Source organism: Pseudoalteromonas sp. NZS100_1 (genome assembly GCF_015864285.1).
Taxonomy (GTDB): domain Bacteria; phylum Pseudomonadota; class Gammaproteobacteria; order Enterobacterales; family Alteromonadaceae; genus Pseudoalteromonas; species Pseudoalteromonas arctica.
Genome location: NZ_JADYXN010000010.1, coordinates 1 through 19,069 on the forward strand (window position 1 = coordinate 1; position 19,069 = coordinate 19,069).

At 39.8% G+C, this 19,069-nt stretch carries 15 protein-coding genes; 10 read left to right on the top strand and 5 right to left on the bottom strand.

Going from position 1 to position 19,069, the window contains the following annotated elements:
- Positions 1-128 precede the first annotated feature (128 nt).
- Together I6F66_RS08690 and I6F66_RS08695 are read right to left on the bottom strand one after the other, a co-directional pair.
- Positions 129-1,265, bottom strand: a complete 1,137-nt coding sequence (locus tag I6F66_RS08690; protein WP_197141994.1) for a PilT/PilU family type 4a pilus ATPase — start codon at positions 1,263-1,265, stop codon at positions 129-131.
- Between the two features lie 9 nt (positions 1,266-1,274).
- The gene (locus tag I6F66_RS08695) at positions 1,275-2,315 is read right to left on the bottom strand and encodes a type IV pilus twitching motility protein PilT (protein WP_007585408.1); all 1,041 of its coding nucleotides are present in this window, start codon (positions 2,313-2,315) and stop codon (positions 1,275-1,277) included.
- A 2-nt stretch (positions 2,316-2,317) separates the two neighbouring features.
- Between I6F66_RS08695 and I6F66_RS08700 the strand changes: the two genes are divergently transcribed.
- The 8 genes from I6F66_RS08700 (at position 2,318) to I6F66_RS08735 (ending at position 9,339) form a co-directional block, all read left to right on the top strand.
- Positions 2,318-3,031: a YggS family pyridoxal phosphate-dependent enzyme gene (locus tag I6F66_RS08700; protein WP_197141996.1), complete on the top strand. Its 714-nt coding sequence runs from the start codon at positions 2,318-2,320 to the stop codon at positions 3,029-3,031.
- Positions 3,032-3,048: 17 nt separating this feature from the next.
- A complete protein-coding gene (proC, locus tag I6F66_RS08705) occupies positions 3,049-3,870 on the top strand; it encodes a pyrroline-5-carboxylate reductase (RefSeq protein ID WP_197141999.1) in 822 nt (273 codons plus the stop codon).
- A gap of 27 nt (positions 3,871-3,897) precedes the next feature.
- Positions 3,898-4,431, top strand: a complete 534-nt coding sequence (locus I6F66_RS08710) for a YggT family protein (protein WP_007585413.1) — start codon at positions 3,898-3,900, stop codon at positions 4,429-4,431.
- A gap of 64 nt (positions 4,432-4,495) precedes the next feature.
- Positions 4,496-4,939, top strand: coding sequence for a DUF4426 domain-containing protein (locus I6F66_RS08715; protein WP_197142001.1), 444 nt, complete (start codon positions 4,496-4,498; stop codon positions 4,937-4,939).
- Between the two features lie 4 nt (positions 4,940-4,943).
- Complete coding sequence (locus tag I6F66_RS08720; RefSeq protein WP_007585416.1) at positions 4,944-5,543, top strand: XTP/dITP diphosphatase; 600 nt, start codon at positions 4,944-4,946, stop codon at positions 5,541-5,543.
- Complete coding sequence (hemW, locus tag I6F66_RS08725; protein WP_024590676.1) at positions 5,540-6,676, top strand: radical SAM family heme chaperone HemW; 1,137 nt, start codon at positions 5,540-5,542, stop codon at positions 6,674-6,676. The genes I6F66_RS08720 and hemW overlap by 4 nt, the downstream gene beginning before the upstream one ends.
- A gap of 68 nt (positions 6,677-6,744) precedes the next feature.
- Positions 6,745-8,580, top strand: coding sequence for a DUF885 family protein (locus tag I6F66_RS08730; protein ID WP_165722132.1), 1,836 nt, complete (start codon positions 6,745-6,747; stop codon positions 8,578-8,580).
- 90 nt (positions 8,581-8,670) lie between these two features.
- On the top strand, positions 8,671-9,339 hold the full coding sequence (locus I6F66_RS08735; protein WP_165725178.1) for a hypothetical protein: 669 nt from the start codon (positions 8,671-8,673) through the stop codon (positions 9,337-9,339).
- Here I6F66_RS08735 and I6F66_RS08740 read toward each other — a convergent pair.
- Together I6F66_RS08740 and I6F66_RS08745 are read right to left on the bottom strand one after the other, a co-directional pair.
- Positions 9,322-9,765 (bottom strand): hypothetical protein, encoded by a 444-nt coding sequence (locus I6F66_RS08740; RefSeq protein WP_197142003.1) that lies wholly within the window; start codon positions 9,763-9,765, stop codon positions 9,322-9,324. The two genes, I6F66_RS08735 and I6F66_RS08740, sit on opposite strands and share 18 nt — an antisense overlap.
- A 322-nt stretch (positions 9,766-10,087) precedes the next feature.
- Positions 10,088-10,804 (bottom strand): SIMPL domain-containing protein, encoded by a 717-nt coding sequence (locus tag I6F66_RS08745; RefSeq protein ID WP_024590673.1) that lies wholly within the window; start codon positions 10,802-10,804, stop codon positions 10,088-10,090.
- Between the two features lie 114 nt (positions 10,805-10,918).
- Here I6F66_RS08745 and I6F66_RS08750 point away from each other — a divergent pair, with 114 nt between their 5' ends.
- Complete coding sequence (locus tag I6F66_RS08750; protein WP_197209117.1) at positions 10,919-13,588, top strand: bifunctional acetate--CoA ligase family protein/GNAT family N-acetyltransferase; 2,670 nt, start codon at positions 10,919-10,921, stop codon at positions 13,586-13,588.
- A complete protein-coding gene (locus tag I6F66_RS08755; protein WP_007586932.1) occupies positions 13,588-14,541 on the top strand; it encodes an ion transporter in 954 nt (317 codons plus the stop codon). The genes I6F66_RS08750 and I6F66_RS08755 overlap by 1 nt, the downstream gene beginning before the upstream one ends.
- Before the next feature lie 16 nt (positions 14,542-14,557).
- On the opposite strand, the gene I6F66_RS08760 is transcribed toward I6F66_RS08755, so the two are convergent.
- The gene (locus I6F66_RS08760; protein ID WP_165722136.1) at positions 14,558-19,060 is read right to left on the bottom strand and encodes an EAL domain-containing protein; all 4,503 of its coding nucleotides are present in this window, start codon (positions 19,058-19,060) and stop codon (positions 14,558-14,560) included.
- Positions 19,061-19,069 lie beyond the last annotated feature (9 nt).

Genomic DNA, 19,069 nt, shown 5'->3' on the forward strand with positions numbered 1-19,069 from the left:
CCCGATGGGTTAAGCCAAAACCATCTAAGTATCCCCATAAAAAGAAAAATGCCAGTCAGCTTAACTGACTGGCATTAGCCAATTGGCGCTTTTTTTATATTAAGTATTTATATTTATTACTTTTTAAATTATTGATCGTTATTTTTATCGTCAAGGCCATCAATAGTAACGCCTTGTAAAAAGCCCGCACCTTGCTGCTCGTTATTGCGCAGTTTAATCATTAAACGTAAATCATTTGGCGAATCAGCATGATGCAGTGCATCAGCGTAATTAATTCGCTGCTGTCTATACAGCTCAAATAATGCTTGGTCAAAGGTTTGCATGCCCATTTCTTTCGATTTAGCCATTGCCTCTTTAATACCACCAATATCACCGTTTTTAATCAGTTCAGCAACCATTGGTGAGTTAAGCAATATTTCAATAGCTGCAACACGGCTTTCACCATCAGCAGTCGGCACTAATTGCTGCGCCACGATAGCACGTAAATTAAGTGCTAAATCGTACTTAAGCTTATCGTGTTTTTCTTTTGGAACTAAATGCATAATACGGTCAATCGCTTGGTTAGCATTATTAGCATGCAGTGTTGCAACACATAAATGACCTGTTTCGGCAAAGCTTAGTGCGTATTCCATAGTTTCTTGAGAGCGAATTTCACCAATCAAAATTACATCGGGAGCTTGGCGTAATGAGCTTTTAAGTGCTGACTCAAAGCTTTCGGTATCAAGCCCTACTTCGCGTTGAGTAATAATACTTTTGCGATGCTCATGAACAAATTCAATCGGATCTTCAATAGTCAGTATATGACCACGTTGATGTCGGTTACGGTAACCAATAAGTGCGGCTAGCGAGGTTGATTTACCCGTGCCAGTACCACCGACGAACAAAACAAGGCCACGCTTAGACATAATTACATCGGTAAGAATAGAAGGAAGACCTAGCTCACTCACATCAGGTATTTGCGTAACAATGCGGCGAATAACCATACCTGCTTTATCGCGTTGCCAAAAAGCAGAAATACGAAAACGCCCTTCGTCGGTGGCAATCGCAAAGTTACATTCTTTCGTTGTATGAAACTCTGCTTTTTGCTTTTCGCTCATTGCAGATTCTACTAACTCAAGCGATTGCTCATCAGTAAGCCTATCGTCACTTAGGGCTGTTAGCTCACCGTTTATTTTTGCGCTTACAGGTAGCTGACTCGATACAAATAAGTCAGATCCTTTTTTCTCAATCATGATGAGTAAAAAGTCGTTTAAAGATAAAGCCATAATAGTTTCTTACCCACCAAATTGTGTTTTGTCTTGTGCTTTTTCTTTAGCCGCAGCATTTGTAACAATGCCGTGATTAACTAAATTAGTTAAACATTGATCCATTGTTTGCATGCCCACAGACGCACCGGTTTGAATCGACGAGTACATTTGTGCAATTTTATCTTCACGAATTAAGTTACGAATAGCAGGTACTGCAATCATAATTTCGTGTGCTGCAACTCGCCCGCCACCAATCTTTTTAAGCAGTGTTTGTGAAATAACAGCACGCAAAGATTCAGATAACATTGAACGTACCATTGATTTTTCTTCACCTGGGAATACATCAATAATACGGTCAATGGTTTTTGGTGCAGAAGTAGTATGCAGCGTACCAAATACTAAATGGCCAGTTTCGGCTGCCGTCATTGCAAGACGAATTGTTTCTAAATCTCGTAACTCACCTACAAGTATTACATCAGGGTCTTCACGCAGTGCACTACGTAGTGCGTTTGAAAAGCTGTGTGTATCGCGATGTACCTCACGTTGGTTAATAAGGCTTAATTTATTATCGTGAACAAACTCGATTGGATCTTCTATTGTTAGAATATGGTGATGTTTATTTTGATTTATATAATCGACCATAGCGGCAAGTGTTGTTGATTTACCAGAGCCCGTTGGGCCTGTCACTAATACGAGTCCACGAGGGGTGTCAGAAATTGTTTTAAAAATATCTGGCGCACCTAAATCATCAAGTGTTAACACTTCACTTGGTATGGTACGAAATACAGCAGCGGGCCCGCGATTAGAGTTGAACGCATTCACACGAAAACGTGCTAAATTAGGTACTTCAAACGAAAAATCCACTTCGAGGTTTTGTTCATAGTCCTTGCGTTGATTATCGTTCATAATATCGTAAACCAGACTGTTTACGTCTTTGTCTGCAAGGGCTGGTATATTAATGCGGCGAACATCACCGTCTACGCGTATCATAGGTGAAACACCCGATGATAAATGTAAATCGGATGCTTTGTGTTGCACACTAAACGCTAATAATTCGGTAATATCCATTTATGACTCCACAACTAACTGATAAATATATGGTTACAATAGCAGAACGACTCACATCCGCCTACGCTAGAATTGCAGACGCGGCAAAAAACGCACAGCGAAACACTAACGAAGTCACTCTACTCGCAGTGTCTAAAACTAAACCAAGCGAAGATGTTATAGCAGCTTATGAGCATGGCCAGCGCGAATTTGGTGAATCTTATGTTCAAGAGGCTATAGATAAAATAGCTCAACTACAGTCATATAGCGACATCATTTGGCATTTCATTGGCCCTATTCAATCAAATAAAAGTGCATTAGTGGCTGCCAACTTTGATTGGGTGCAAAGTGTTGATCGCATAAAAATAGCGAAACGATTAGATTCCCAGCGCCCAGACGATAAATCATCGCTTAATATACTTATTCAAGTAAATATAAGCGAAGAAGACGCTAAATCGGGTTGTAGTGTTGGGCAAATTTCTGAACTTGCTGAGTTTATTAACCAATGTGAGCACTTAACACTTCGCGGTTTAATGGCTATTCCCGCAAAAAGCGACGATCCGTTAGCTCAAACTCAATCTTTTGAGCAATTACAAACTTGCTTTGATAAACTAAAGACCCAATATCCTCAAGTAGATACTTTGTCGATGGGTATGAGCGGTGATGTTGAAGCTGCTATTAGTGCAGGTTCAACCATGGTAAGAGTCGGCACAGACATTTTTGGAACACGAACTTAAAAGGTGATAACAGATTTATGTCAGATAAAAAAATCGCATTTATAGGCACAGGTAATATGAGCTACGCCATTATTGGTGGCATGGTAAAAAACGGTTTTAACGCAAGTAATATTATTGCGACTAACCGCAACCAAGAAAAGCTTGCAAAGGTAGCAGCCGATTTCAAGGTGCAAACCACCAGTGACAATAACGAAGCCCTGCGCGATGCTGATGTAATTGTTTTGTCTGTTAAACCACAAATGATGGGCGATTTATGTAAATCGTTTCAAGAGTCAGGCGTAGATTTTAGCGACAAACTGTTTATTTCTGTTGCTGCTGGCCTAACTGTAAAACGTTTGCGTGAAATGCTAGGACAAGACGTTAAAATGGTGCGTTGCATGCCAAATACACCGTCTTTATTAGGTCGCGGAGTATCAGGTTTATATGGCGCTGGCGAAACACAAAGCGAGCACGAATTTGTACAGCAAGTTTTTGAATGTACTGGCATCGCTATATGGGTTGAAAAAGAATCGCAAATTAACGATATTATTGCCGTTACGGGCTCATCTCCTGCTTACTTTTTCTTATTTATGGAAGCCATAGAAGAAAAAGCTAAAGCACTGGGCTTTAACGATGAAGATGCTCGTCGCTTGGTACAACAAACAGCACTTGGCGCTGCCGAAATGGCACTTAGCCAGCCTAATATTAGTATTTCGCAACTGCGTTCAAACGTAACATCTAAAGGCGGTACTACTCACGCAGCTGTTGAGCACTTAAAAGATGAAGGCTTAACTAAAACCGTTGGCGATGCTATGGATGCGTGTATTGCACGTGCAGAGCAAATGGAAAAAGAACTTTAAAACCACTTTTTTATTGAAGGTTACACTATGAATGCCATGCAATTTTTAATCAGTACCCTGTTTGATTTATTTTTAATGGTGGTATTACTGCGCTTTTGGCTGCAGTGGGCAAAAGCCGACTTTTATAATCCAATGAGCCAGTTTGTGGTTAAAGCCACTTCGTTTGCCGTTAAACCGCTACGTAAAATCATTCCAGGGTTTGGTGGGCTTGATTTAGCGTCTCTGTTGCTGGCATTTATAGTTGCCGTAGCCAAAATTAGTACTTTAATGCTTGTTATTTATAACGCGTGGGCAATACAGCCAGTAATTATTCAAGCACTAATAACTGTACTAAAAGAAGGTCTTAATTTAGTATTTTGGGTACTTATTATTCGCGCTATTTTAAGTTGGGTTAGCCAAGGCTATAACCCTATTGAAGCGGTTTTCCACCAGCTGACTGAACCAATGCTAAAACCAATTCGTAAAATATTGCCATCAATGGGTGGCTTAGATTTATCAGTTTTAGTGCTTATTATTGGTATTCAGTTTTTGCAAATGCTGCTTATGGACTTTTTAGTCTAAGCACTTAATTTTTGAGTAAAAGAGGCCCAAAGGCCTCTTTTTTATATGTTTTGAGGAATACATAATGAACCGTTTAATTAAGTTTTGTTTTATTGCTTGTTTAGCATTTACATTTAACGCGCAAAGCGAAGAAATGCAAGGCGCACAGTATAAAGAGCTTGGTCCTTGGCAAGTGCATTACATTGCTTTTCCTTCTACTTTTATTCAGCCAAAAATAGCAACAGCGTATGGTCTTGAGCGAAGTGGATACAAAGGTATTGTGAATATTTCTATATTAAAAAATGATGCCGAAAACACAGCCCAAACAGCAAAACTTACAGGCACAGCAAAAAACCTACTTGGCAACAAACAAACGCTTACTTTTAAAGAAGTAAAAGAAGGTGATTCAATTTATTACCTTGCCCAAGTTGATTATACCAACGAAGAGATTTTACGCTTTGAGATTGAAATACAACAAAGTAATCAATTTCAAAAATTACAGTTTCAGCAAAAATTTTACGTAGATTAATAACATGACCAAAACTTTAGTACTTGCTACAGGTAACCCTGGCAAAGTAAATGAGCTAGCTAACATGCTAAGCCCTCTGAATATTAATGTAGTTCCACAGAGCGATTTTAACGTAGGTGAAGTTGCCGAAACCGGCACTACCTTTGTTGAAAATGCCATTATTAAAGCGCGTCATGCCGCTAAAATTACTGGCATGCCTGCTATTGCCGATGACTCAGGTTTAGAAGTTGATGGCCTAAATGGCGCACCCGGTGTTTACTCTGCCCGTTTTGCAGGCCCAGGTGCCAGCGATCAAGATAACATTGATAAGTTACTCGTAGACTTGGGTAATAACCCTATCCGTAGTGCTCGTTTTTGGTGTGTACTGGTATTAATGCGCCACGCAGATGACCCTACCCCCCTTATTTGCAGTGCAAGCTGGGAAGGCGAAATTACGCTCACTCAAAATGGCAACGGTGGCTTTGGTTACGACCCTGTATTTTTTGTACCAGAGAAAAATTGTACCAGTGCTGAGCTTACAAAAGAGCAAAAAAATGCAGTGAGTCATCGCGGCCAAGCACTACAAAAACTATTGCTAGAGCTACAGCAAAAAGGCGGCCTGTGAACCTTCCACCACTGAGCTTATATGTGCACGTACCTTGGTGCGTGCAAAAATGCCCGTACTGCGATTTTAATAGCCACGGGCAAAAAGGTGAAATACCTGAAGCTGAATATGTTCAGCATTTAATTGATGATTTAAAAGCAGATTTGCACTTAGTGCAAGGACGTAAAATTCACAGTATCTTTATTGGTGGCGGTACTCCGAGCTTATTAACTGGTGCGGCTTATACTCGTTTATTAAATGAAGTCGACAACCTAATTGGTCTTGAAGAACACTGCGAAATTACCCTTGAAGCCAACCCAGGCACAGTAGAAACAGGTCGCTTTAAAGATTACGTAAAAGCAGGCATTAACCGTATTTCTATCGGTGTGCAAAGCATGCAAAACGACAAGCTAAAAGCACTGGGGCGGATTCATGGCAGTGACGAGGCTAATTATGCTGCGCAGCAAGCTAAAGAAGCCGGTTTAAATAGCTTTAACCTTGATTTAATGCACGGCTTACCAGGGCAAACACTTGACGATGCACTGAGCGATTTAAAGCAAATAATAGCGCTCGATCCTCCTCATATATCGTGGTATCAACTAACTATTGAACCCAATACTCAATTTGCTTCAAAGCCACCTACCTTGCCACAAGATGAAACACTGTGGGACATACAAGAACAAGGGGTCGAGTTACTCGCGCAAGCAGGTTACATACAATACGAAATATCAGGCTATGCAAAACCGGGCTATCAGTGCCAACATAACTTGAATTATTGGCGTTTTGGCGATTATCTCGGTATTGGCTGCGGCGCGCATGGTAAGGTTACTGATGCAAATACAGGGCTTATTACGCGTACTGAAAAGGTTAAACACCCACGCGGCTATATGGATTTAATCAAACCGTATATGTACAAAAGCTGGCATGTAGAGCAAGACGATTTAGCGTTTGAATTTTTTATGAATCGCTTTCGCCTTGTTGAGCCTTGCCCAATTAATGATTTTAATAAACTAACAACACTGCCACTGCAAAGTCAGCAAAGCGCATTAAACCAAGCAATTAATAAAGGTTTATTGACTCAAACAGACAGCCATTGGCAGGTAAGCTTAAAAGGTCATCGCTTTTTAAATGACCTGCTAGAATTATTTGTGTAGCGCCCAGCGCTACACAAAAAATAAATATAAAACACCCTAATGGGTTTCTAACAACAAAAGGGAAAACAATGCGTAAACTTACTTTTATTGCGGCCGCAGTAAGCGTTGCACTACTTGCTGGTTGCCAGCAAACAACACAACAAGCGACTTCAGCTCCTATTGCACAAGCAGTTCAATCACAACAAAGTGAAATAGACAAAGCCAATGCATTTTTTGAAGATACATTTAACCGCGACGTAATGAGCAGTCCTGTATATCAAACATACATGGGTATTAAGCAAGATTACGATAAGTGGGATGATGGCAGCGAAGAAAGACAGCTTAAAGATTTAGCGCAAACAAAAGCTGACCTAGTTGCACTAAAAGCAATCAGCCGTGATTTATTAGATGATGCAACAAAAGTTAGCTACGACTTAAAAAAACAAGATCTTGAAAGCTCAATTGCTGACTTTAAATGGCGTTACCATAACTACCCTGTGAACCAAATGTTTGGTACGCATTCTATGATCCCTGCGTTTTTAATTAATCAGCACTCAATTAGCAATGTAAAAGAAGCTAAAGACTACATTTCTCGTTTAAATGGTGTAACTGGTGTTATTGATCAGCTTATCGTTGATTTAACTGTACGTGCAGAAAAAGGCATCATAGCCCCTAAATTTGTATTCCCGCATGTTATTGATTCAAGCAAAAACATTATTCACGGTGCACCGTTTGAAAAAGGCGATGATTCTACCTTGCTTGCTGACTTTAAACGTAAAGTAACAGCGCTTGAAATTAGCCAAGACGAGAAAGACTCGTTAATCAGCGATGCATCAGATGCATTAAAATCGGCTGTTAAACCATCTTACTCTAAACTAATTAATTACCTTGCACAGCTTGAAAAACGCGCAGATGATCGCGATGGCGCATGGAAATTACCTGATGGCGAAGCGTTTTATAACAACGCACTTAAGCGCACAACTACAACAGATTTAACTGCTAAAGAAATTCATGCAATTGGTCTATCTGAAGTGACACGTATTCATGATGAAATGCGTGAGATTAAAGACAAAGTTGGCTTTAAAGGCGACTTAAAAGCGTTTATGCAGTTTATGAAAACTGACAAGCAATTTTACTACCCTAATGATGCACAAGGTAAACAACGCTACCTTGATGAAGCCACTGGGCTTATTGATACAATGAAAACGCGTTTAGATGAGTTATTCATTGTTAAACCAAAAGCAGGTTTAAAAGTAAAAGCGGTTGAAGCATTCCGTGAAAAAGCAGCAGGTAAAGCCTTTTACCAACAGCCTGCTCCTGATGGTTCACGCCCAGGTGTTTACTACGCTAACCTTTACGATATGGAAGCAATGCCAACGTATCAAATGGAAGCGCTGGCATACCACGAAGGTATTCCGGGACACCACATGCAAATAGCTATTTCGCAAGAACTAGAAGGTATTCCTAAGTTCCGTAAGTTTGGTGGCTACACAGCGTATATTGAAGGCTGGGGTTTATACTCAGAGTTCATTCCTAAAGAAATGGGCATGTACTCAGACCCTTACTCAGATTTTGGTCGTCTTTCAATGGAATTATGGCGCGCATGTCGCTTAGTTGTTGATACGGGTATTCACGCAATGAAGTGGACTCGCCAAGAAGGTATTGATTACTACGTAAATAACACGCCTAATGCAACATCTGACGGTGTTAAAATGGTTGAGCGTCACATTGTAATGCCTTCACAAGCAACAGCTTATAAAGTGGGTATGCTTAAGATTTTAGAGCTTCGTGAAGAAGCTAAAAAGCAACTTGGTGATAAATTTGATATTCGCCAGTTCCACGACGTAGTGCTTAAAAATGGTCCTGTACCACTTAATGTACTAGAAAACTTTGTTAATGAATGGGTAGCAAGCAAAAAGGCTTAAAACCAATTTAAACAATTGCTTTAAATATGAAAAGGTCGCATTTGCGACCTTTTTTGTTTTATAGTAGTAAAAAAGATTTTGGAAATAATAATGGATTTAAGCATACAACTACTTAATGCGCGTATTTCAAAGCAGCAGTTAAATGAGCTCGATAACGACTTTAGGCAGTTAAGCCCTGCTCAGCAAACTTTGCAGCTTAACCATTTATATGACAGCGCCCAACGGTTGAGTGTTAAGTATGACTTTATGCAAAACATAGCAATCCGTATATTAAGTACTAATACAGCACCTTCTCTATTTATTAACCAACTCACTAATATTGACGCATTGAGTTTTTTTACTCCAGCGCTGAGAGTAAATAAAGGCTTTTTAGTACAAGATACTCAAGGAAATAATGTACTGCACAATGTGTTTAAGCATGCCGATGCTACAAAGCTGCCATTTAACTATGTACGCTCTTTAATGTTGTTTGAATCAAATGATGACTTAGTTAAAGCGTTGGCGCAGCCCAACTCTCACGGATTAACACCAGTTGCCTGCTACATTGCCTATGCAAATAAATCGAGCACACCGGTAAAGCATGAATTCTCAGCTTTGTTAGCATTAATGGAAATAGAGCAAAAACAAAATCCTAACGCAAAACAGCAGCTTGCCAACGTACTAAAAGGGCAAAAAGTTAACGAGACCACAATTTTACTGAGCGCCGCTTACTTGCAACGCTCAACGGCGCAAGTTGCTCACTTAATCAAGGCGCTTTAATTCACTCACAACTTCTGTACGCACACTGTCTACGGCATGTGTAATAGATTGCGCAGCACTTTGCTGATCAACCATATTTGGCCAATTTGTTTGCCAGACCTTTTGTAAGTCTTTTGTTTTTAAATGTACTTTATCAACGGCTAAGTAGCTTAAGTCATGAATTAAGTTAACTTTAACCCAGCCTTTTCTAGGGCTGCCATCTATTTTGTTATTATCGTAATGTGCCGCAAATACAATAAGCTCAAGCTCGGCTAGTTCTTGTAATATTTGAAAGCTAGCAATGCGTGTATTGTTGTTCTCTTCACTTGCCTCCATTCGCCATGCATTATAACTAAAGCCAATAAACGCAAACACCACGCTCGCTATAGCAGTAAAAAAATACGAACGGGGCGCCAGTACAAACTGACCATATTTAGACTCTGACATATTATTTCCTAGGGCCTGTTTATCTTTCGAGGTTAAATTTACAGCAGTATGTTTGGTATTTAGTCAAGGCAGAGCCTATGCAGTGTGGTTATTCCCCATTAATAGGCGATAACGTGGAATAAATGCCAAACATGCGCTGCCCGAAGGGTTCTGCCTAGGGGCAATTTACTCTTTGTTGCCTACATGGATGTAGGTAAGGGGCGTGAGCAGGACGCGGAAGCTTTGCTCGGTTTTTACTTAGCCCGCTAGGTTACAAACCTCACGCCGCGATTAAATCGGCCCCTAGATTGAACAAATTTTAATCCTGAAAGGTCAACAGGCCCTAGTCATTTAAATAATATTCAACACTGGTTACCACTCTTATATTTTTTATTTGCGGTGTGTTTGAATCTCGATTACTGATACTAAATTGCCCTTGGCGAGCTGTTTTTATTTTGCCTAATTTTGAATTAGAGTCTTTAGCAAATTTATTAGCGACTTCACGCGCTTTTTCAGTTGCTTCTTGCACCATCGCAGGTTTTACATCATTGAGGCCAGTAAAAATATATTCAACTTTTGTTTCGTAGCTGTCCTGCACTATTGCGATATCTTGTTTAGCAAGTTGGCTCACTTTGCTCAGCGCGTTTTGCACTTTATCTGGCGCATCAGAATAAACAATAATATTTGAACGCACTATGTACCTAAATTGCTGATTTTCATTACTGTATTCACGTGCTTGCTTATCAATAACTGACTGGCTGCCTATTGTTATTTCATCGTCGTCAAAACCATGCAGTTTTAAAAAAGCAGTTACAGCATCATTTTTTTTCTCAACTCGGCTGACTAATTTTTCAAGATTATTGTCGGCATCACTAAATTGCAGAGGCCAAATTACCGTATCGGCTATAACTTCTCGCTCGGCCAATCCCTTAACCTGCACAGTACGTTCCATCTCTTTTACACTGAGAGCTGTGCTCTTTAAAATAAACCCTAAGCTAATTAAGCCTATACTTAAACAAATAGCCGCTATAACAATGTAAAAACCGGGGGTTTTATTCACAATAATCTCCTTGATTGATATCAATAATAAGCATCTAGACGCTCGAAATAACACAGTAAACAGGGTACATTGAGACTATAAATAACGCAAAATTTAATCAGCCTAGGAAAAACCATGAGCCTTAAGCGCATTACCCAGTTTTTTAACCCAAGCTCAGTGGCCGTTATTGGTGCCTCTAATATATCAACTCGTGCTGGTTTTGTGGTTATGCGCAACTTACTTCAAGGCGGTTTTAAAGGGCCGATAATGCCCGTTACTCCAAGCCATAGCGCAGTACATGGCGTACTTGCTTACCCCTCTATTGCTGACTTACCAAAAGTACCCGACCTTGCTGTTATTTGTACTAACAAAAATACCTTAATTGATATTATTGAGCAGCTTGGAGAGCTTGGCTGTAAAACGGCTATTGTTATTGCAGATGGGCTTTCTGGGGAGCAAAAAAGCGCGCTTAAAGCATGCGCTCAAGCCAAACAGGTTACTTTGCTTGGACCCAATTGTTTGGGCTTGCTGATCCCTCATATTGGTTTAAATGCGAGCTTTTCACATACAGTAGCAAGCCCAGGTAAAATTGCATTTGTATCGCAATCAGCAGCAGTATGCTCAACCATTTTAGATTGGGCTAAAAACAAAGAAATTGGATTTTCATATTTTGTATCGGTAGGTGATTGCCTTGATATAAACTTTAATGAACTACTCGACTTTTTAGGTCGTGATGCTAAAACCAAAGCTATTTTACTTTACATTGACAACATTGAAGATATTCGTGGCTTTATATCAGCAGCAAGAGCTGCGGCCTTTAGTAAACCTGTAATTGCAATTAAAACAGGTAAAACAAGTGCAGGCGCACTTGCAGCCGAAATTCACACCGGCGGAAAGCAAAGCTCTGATGCTGTTTACGATGCGTTATTTCAACGAGCGGGTATGCTGCGCGTAAATGATTTACGAGAGCTATTTGCAGCGACACAAACACTCGCCATGCATCCAAAATTATTAAAAGTAGAGCAACTAACAATTTTAACTAATGGTGGCGGCCCGGGTGTTATGGCCGTTGATGAGCTAATTCAAAGCTCCGGTAAATTAGCAGAACTAAGCATTGAAACCCGATATGCGCTAAATAAAGTAATTCCGCAATCAGAAACCACCTCAAACCCTGTGGATATTTTTGGCGATTCAGCACCAGCGCGTTATAAGCAAGCATTAGAAATTTTACTGCACGCAAAAGAAGTTAAAAACTTACTGATTATCCATACCCCCTCAGCGCTTGCGCCCAGCGAAGACTATGCCAACATTATTGTAGAAACCTTACAAACATTACCCAAAATGGCACGCCCTTACGTTATAACTAATTTTATGGGTGAAGACGCATCTTACGCCGCCAGAAAAGTGTGCTCAAACAACGCAATACCAACTTATAGAACACCAGAGGGTGCTGTTGGCGCGTTTATGCACTTGGTAACGTATCGCCGTAACCAAAAGCATTTAACGCAAACACCTGAGTCGAATACAGATGACGCAAAAATAAATAAAGTAGCAGCTAAAGCGCTTATTAATGAGTTTTTAGATGACGGACAAAGCTACTTACCTACCCATCAGGCAAGCCAAGTATTAAATCACTATGGTATTACATGCATTCAAACTGAGGTGGCTTACACCCCAACAGAAGCCAGAGAGCAAGCCATAGAACTTGGTTTTCCGGTCGCGTTAAAACTTATTAGCCCAAGTATTGCTTCAAAGTCTGAAGTAGGTGGTGTGGTGCTTAACTTAAACGACGCGAACGAGGTTGAACAAACTGCTTTTGCAATGCTTATCCGTATTAAAAACACTTATCCGGATGCTGTTATTGAAGGGTTTTCATTACAAAAAATGGCGCCGCGAGCAGGCGCAAATGAGCTGCGAATTGCGATTAAAACCGAGCCTAATTTTGGTCCTGTTATATTATTAGGTGAAGCAGGCACCGGCCTTGAATATGCGCAAGCCGCCGTTGCTCTGCCTCCACTAAATATGAACTTAGCAAAGTATTTAATTGCCGCAGCGCACGATAAAGGCGTATTAAAGGAGCGCATATTACCCGAAAAAGTTGATAAGTATCGTTTGTGTGCACTGCTAACGCGTATTTCTCAGTTAGTTATTGATCAACCTGACATAAGCTCAATGGAACTTAATCCTATACTTGCCAGTAATGGACAGTTTTTAGTGCTCGATGCCACCATGACACTTAGCCGTTATCAAGCTCAGAGCAATCGTAAGCGCTTATCTATTCGTCCCTACCCTATTGAACTTGTTGAAGTGGTAACACTTAAAAACAACACCCAAGCTACGCTCAGACCAATAAAGCCAGAAGATGAACAAGCTCATAAAGCATTTGACGAGTCACTTAATAAAGAAGACAGATATAAACGCTTTTTTGGCGAACTACCACAATTTAACCACGATCAACTCGCGAAAATGACGCAAATTGATTACGACCGTGAAATGGCGTTTATTGTTTGCCAACGCTTTGAAGGTAAAACTCGCACATTAGGTGTGTCTCGCGTCATTATGGACCCCGATAACCTGCATGCTGAGTTTGCCATTGTAGTACGCTCAGATTGCCAAGGTTTAGGGCTTGGTCGCATACTAATGAGTGCAGCAATTAACCACTGTAAACGCCAAGGTGTGGAATCGATTGAAGGCATAACCTTACCAGAGAATACAGGGATGATTGAGCTTGCCCGTAAGTTAGGTTTTAAAATTAGTCGCGACTTTGAAGAAGGCAGTATTAATATGGTACTTAAACTTAAATAATGAATGAACCACACACTTTAAGACAAAAAATGGCTTGCCTGTTTGAAGGCACAGGCCAGTACCATCGAGCAGGACATATTCTTGATATTGCACTCATTAGCTTAATAATGATTAACGTTGTAGCTATTGTTATTGAATCAATTCCAAGTGTGGCAGAGCAGTATTACAACGAATTCTTAGTTTTAGAAATTGTCTCGGTCGCTATTTTTGCTATTGAGTACTTAGCCAGACTTTGGGCTTGCGTAGATAAAACACAATATGCAGCAATGGAAGGGTCTCATACCAAACGTCGGCTTAGCTATTTTTTCTCCCCTTTGGCAATTGTTGATTTAATTGCGATTTTACCAAGCTTAATGATGTTTTTATTTCCTCTCGATTTACGTTTTTTACGCGTGCTCCGGCTATTAAGGGTATTTAAACTCACTCGCTACTCACGCGCCATGCAGCTACTTTTAAAAGCCTTTAACGATGAAGGTAGTTCATTAATGGCTGCTTTTTTTATTATGGCCGTCGTGCTTATTTTAGCTTCATGCGGAATTTACTTAATTGAGCACGACATACAACCCGATAAATTTGGCTCTATTCCTGCGGCTATGTGGTGGGCAATGGCAACACTAACAACCGTTGGTTATGGCGATGTAGTACCTATAACGCCATTGGGTAAGTTTTTCGGCGGGGTTATTACACTACTGAGCATGGGAATGGTTGCAATACCTACCGGTTTACTGGCGTCTAGTTTTTCAGAACAAATACGTAAACGCCGCCAATTTTTTGAAGATGCCGTACATGAACAAATTCAAGATGGCACCCTTAATAATACTCAACAAGAACACCTAGAAGAACTACGCTATAAATTAGGCTTGAGTAAACTAGAAGCTAATAAGGCCATTAAAACGCAGTTGAATGAGCATAATAGCCATTTGTTTTGCAGGCACTGCGGTAAAAGGCCTTAAATAAGTACTGCTATTATTAATTAAATATATCACTCCAATTGCGATTAATAAGCGGTAGTACTTCGGTATTAGGTACCGGTTTACTAAATAAGTACCCTTGAAAATGCATGCATCCTCGCGCCTTTAAAAAGGCGAGTTGGTGCGAGCTTTCTACGCCTTCAGCTACACATTCTTTACCTAAACTATCTGCAAGCGCGAGTATTGATTGAATAATAGCTTCATCGTCAGAATCTATGCCTATGTCTTGTACAAAGCTTCTATCTATTTTTAATACATCAATAGGAAAACGCTTTAAATAAGTAAGCGATGCGTAACCCGTACCAAAATCATCCATGTACAATCTACAGCCCAACTTTTTAAGTTGTTCCATGCTGTGTAGCGCTTCTTTTGAATCACGCATTAATATTGATTCGGTTATTTCAAAAACAATTGCCTCAGACGACACTCCTGAATTACTTAACGCTTTTTTAATTTCAGGAACAAGATCTTTAAACTCAAAATCAAGAGCCGATAAATTAATAGATAAATACAGGCTAGGTGAGGCTTTTCGCCACTCTTTTAGCTCTAATAAAGCGCGCGCAAAAGTCTGCAGCATAATTTTTGTAATTAGGCCTATACCTTCTGCTGCCACCGAAAACTCTTGAGTTTGCACAAGCTTATTTTCAGGCCAACGCAGCAGTACTTCAAAGCCTTCTGTTTTTTGACTTTCAGCGTTAATGATAGGCTGGTAGTAATTACAAAATTCTTCTTCTTGATACGCTTTAGTTAGCTGAGACTCAAGATGCAACGCTCTTTGAACATGCTGATTCATCTCTTGCTTATAAAACTGATAACGGCCCTCTAAAGAGTCTTTTGCATGATATAACGCTATGCTCGCAGCTTTTAAAAGCGCAGAGCCTTGCTGTGCATCATCTGGTGATATAGACACACCAATACTTAAATTAACGTTTACAACTTGGCCATTAATCGTAATATTTTGATTCACACAATCCATCAACTTAGTGCATATAATGAGTACTTGTTCGATTTGCTGAATATCTTCCACCAGCACTACAAATTCATCGCCACCAAATCGAGCAACACTATCAGACGGACGCAAGGAGCATTTTAAACGCTCAGCAACTTCTTTAATTAGCTCATCAGCAACTGCATGCCCCAAAGAGTCATTAAAGTATTTAAAACGCTTGATATTTATATGTAATAAAGCGACTTTACATTCGTGAAATTTTGCTTGCTCAAGGGCGTGTTCAACGCGGTCATTAAATAATGTACGATTTGGCAACCCTGTTAAGGCATCGTAGTTGGCCAATAAGTGCAGCTCGTTTTCGGCTGATTTTTGTGCATTTATATCGGTTAAAATAATGACATAGCTATTAAGGCGCTGTTCGTTATCCGCCACTGCACTTATTTTCACAAGTACATGACGCGACTCACCACTTGCTAAAACTACACTGTCTTCACACGAAAAATGCTCTCCAATAGATAGCTTTTGCATTATGCGTAAATAATCAAAACGATTGCTGCGCGATATACCTAAATTTAATGCTCGACTAGATAACGACTCAGCAGAGAAGTTAAAGGCGGTTTGCAGTGATTTATTAGAAGCCCGAATATTTAAATTTTTATCGAGGATAAACACCCAATCACGTGTTTGCTCAAATGCTGCCGTAAATAGTAAAGCGTGTTCTTCAAACACCATCTCACGGGTCATATTTGTGTAGGTACCCGCTACTTTTTGTGGCGTTTTATCATCCCATTCAACGACTTTTCCAAAATCCTTATACCAGCGCCAATAGCCTTTTGCATGGCGCAGGCGGTAGGTACAATTAAAGTAACCTTTATCGGTAGATAAAAACTCAAGCCACTCTAAGCGAAATAGCTGTTTGTCTTGCGGATGAATTTTAGATAAATATTCATCTAGGCTCACGGTTTCATTTTCGTAGCCTAACTCACTCGCTAAGCGAGGTTGGTAAATACTTGGATTGCTTGATTCCCAATCCCAAACACCCGATTCGCTACCTTCAAGCGCTAGCTTTAGACGGGCTTCGCTTTCTTTACTTTCTTTATTTGCTGCCAATAAAATACGCTGAATTTTATTACGGCGCATAACCCACATAGCAACAAAGCCAATAAACAGCATGCCGTAAAGCACCATAAAATAAGGTGCACGCCAAAGCGGATACTTTACTTTTATTTTTAAAATAGCAGGCGAGGTATATTCGCCAGTCAGGGGGTCTTTAGCCCAAACTTTTAATTGATAATTACCTGGATTCAATTTTGGAAACAATACACGGTTGTTATTTCGGGTATAACTTTTTTGTCCGTTATCGAGTTGATACTCATAAATGATGCGTTCTTGATTACTAAATGCCATGGCCGAAAATGCAACTTCAAGCCCTATATCATCATGGTTTAACACAACCTCGTTGAGCGGTTGTTTTAAATCAAGCGATAAATCTCGTGACATTAAATCTACTCGCGTAATATTTACGTGATCAATAAGCGATTGATAATTTTGGTTCTCCATTGGATGAAAGTAGGTAAAGCCTTTTAAGCTACCATACGCAATATGGCCATCTTTAAGCTGTGCCATTGCGTTACTATTAAACTCAGCAGAGAGTAGCCCTTCAGATGTAGAAAACTGCTGAAAATGAAGTGTTTCTGGGTTTAATCGCCAAATACCTTTATGGCTACTCATCCAGATCATGCCATCATCATCTAGCACCATATCGTATAGCAGAGTGCCTAATTTATTCCTCTCTAAATCAATTGTATGGACTAATTGATAAGTAGATGCGTCAAGGCCTATTAAGCCGAAATTAGAAAGTGATATCCACAATATATTGTTGTTATCAATTAAGTAAGAAAGCACACTAATGGCTACGTTTTCATGCTGTTTTGGCACTTTATAAATCATTTTAAGTGCTAAATCACTTGGGTTTACTTGGTATAAAATACCGGCATTAAAAAATAATGGTGAATCTGGTTTATTGCTCAGCGCAGGTAAAAAGCCATGGGCTAAAAAGGGTTCAAATTGATCAAACTGACCACCCAAACGCGTTATTACTTGAGAATCTATATTGTATATAAATACCCCATGATCTGAGTGCACAAAGTATAGATCGCCATTTGGCATTAATGTAACGCCATGTACCCTACCGGTAATTAGCTCCTGATTAGCAGGGTTATGTACTTTAGGTTCACTAACTTGATGCGTTACAGGGTCAAAAATAAACAAACCACGATTTGTATAAAGCCATAAATTATTTTTATAAGGCGTTATTTCATATACGGTAAACTCAGTGGTGAGTAAGTCGACTTTGTAATCTTTTAAATAAGCTTTACCAATATTTGTTTTTAAATCAACCTCGGTAATACCGTTATGCGTTGCAAGCCAAAGCTTGTCTTTATATTCGGTAATTCCCCAGATAGAGTGATGCGATAAACCATCCCCCCCGAGCAAAGTGCCATCGACATTATTAAAATGGTAGCTGTCATGAGATAAGTAAAACGCACCGTCGGTTTTAGTCGCAACCCACGTACCACCCGATTTATCTTTTGCCATATCAATAATACTGGTATCGGCAAGTGTGTACTTACTTTGGGCTATTCGAGTGTTTTTAATCATCTCCCCGGTGTTTAAATCAAATTTAAACAAGCCTTTGTCGGTAGCTAAATCTATTGTTCCGTGTTCGTTTACTATGCTCCAAACATTTAAATCGCTTAGTAATACTTTACTTTTAAAAGGTAAATCTGGGCGTTCAAACATTTTTGATAAGTTACTAATATCAACTTCGTATAAGCCTTGTACCGCCCCTACTAACAACTGTTTATTTTCACCTAATGCGAAAGACTTAACATTATTTTGGTAAATATGTTCAGCTTCACCTTTTAAATGCTGCAGGGGTCTAACTTGCTCTGTGGCAATATCAAATACGTATGCGCCATGGCTTGTACCTATAAATATATAACCATTGTAAGCAAACAGCTTTCTCACAAGGGTATTTTTATATTTAGCAGGCAGCTCAAAAATAGTTGTGATTTTTCCGGTTGCGATATCAAGCTTTGCAAAATCGCGGCCTCGCCCAATCCAAAGTGTTTTTTTATCAACTGCCACCATACTAAAAACAGACTGATTGATAATTTCTTCTTCACTGGTAGGTTTTTCTAGAAATTGCTGATATGAATCTGTTACGGGGTCGTATCTAAATAGGCCTGCAAGTAAAGAGGCTATCCAAATGTGCCCTTGAGGGTCTTGGTAAATACGATCAATGATCGCTTCTTCTAATTCACCATTAGGGCCGTTTATTGGAATAACTTGATAGCCATCATAACGATTAAGCCCAGCCTCAGTAGAAAGCCAAAGGTAACCATTAGTGTCGATAAGCATTGTATTAACGTAGCTTTGCGATAAGCCTTCGCTTGGAGATAAACGTTTTACTTGTGCGCCTACTTGGCAACTTAGGATAGTTATTAAAACTACAAAGCAACTAATGATCCCATTAACGCATTTACTCATGCTTATTCC

Bases quoted from the DNA above. Each gene is read 5' to 3' on its own strand.
- I6F66_RS08740 (WP_197142003.1), bottom strand. From the start codon at position 9,765: ATGTCAGAGTCTAAATATGGTCAGTTTGTACTGGCGCCCCGTTCGTAT.
- I6F66_RS08695 (WP_007585408.1), bottom strand. From the start codon at position 2,315: ATGGATATTACCGAATTATTAGCGTTTAGTGTGCAACACAAAGCATCC.
- I6F66_RS08710 (WP_007585413.1), top strand. From the start codon at position 3,898: ATGAATGCCATGCAATTTTTAATCAGTACCCTGTTTGATTTATTTTTA.
- I6F66_RS08750 (WP_197209117.1), top strand. From the start codon at position 10,919: ATGAGCCTTAAGCGCATTACCCAGTTTTTTAACCCAAGCTCAGTGGCC.
- I6F66_RS08700 (WP_197141996.1), top strand. From the start codon at position 2,318: ATGACTCCACAACTAACTGATAAATATATGGTTACAATAGCAGAACGA.
- I6F66_RS08690 (WP_197141994.1), bottom strand. From the start codon at position 1,265: ATGGCTTTATCTTTAAACGACTTTTTACTCATCATGATTGAGAAAAAA.
- I6F66_RS08735 (WP_165725178.1), top strand. From the start codon at position 8,671: ATGGATTTAAGCATACAACTACTTAATGCGCGTATTTCAAAGCAGCAG.
- I6F66_RS08755 (WP_007586932.1), top strand. From the start codon at position 13,588: ATGAATGAACCACACACTTTAAGACAAAAAATGGCTTGCCTGTTTGAA.
- I6F66_RS08760 (WP_165722136.1), bottom strand. From the start codon at position 19,060: ATGAGTAAATGCGTTAATGGGATCATTAGTTGCTTTGTAGTTTTAATA.
- I6F66_RS08730 (WP_165722132.1), top strand. From the start codon at position 6,745: ATGCGTAAACTTACTTTTATTGCGGCCGCAGTAAGCGTTGCACTACTT.
- I6F66_RS08720 (WP_007585416.1), top strand. From the start codon at position 4,944: ATGACCAAAACTTTAGTACTTGCTACAGGTAACCCTGGCAAAGTAAAT.
- I6F66_RS08715 (WP_197142001.1), top strand. From the start codon at position 4,496: ATGAACCGTTTAATTAAGTTTTGTTTTATTGCTTGTTTAGCATTTACA.
- proC (WP_197141999.1), top strand. From the start codon at position 3,049: ATGTCAGATAAAAAAATCGCATTTATAGGCACAGGTAATATGAGCTAC.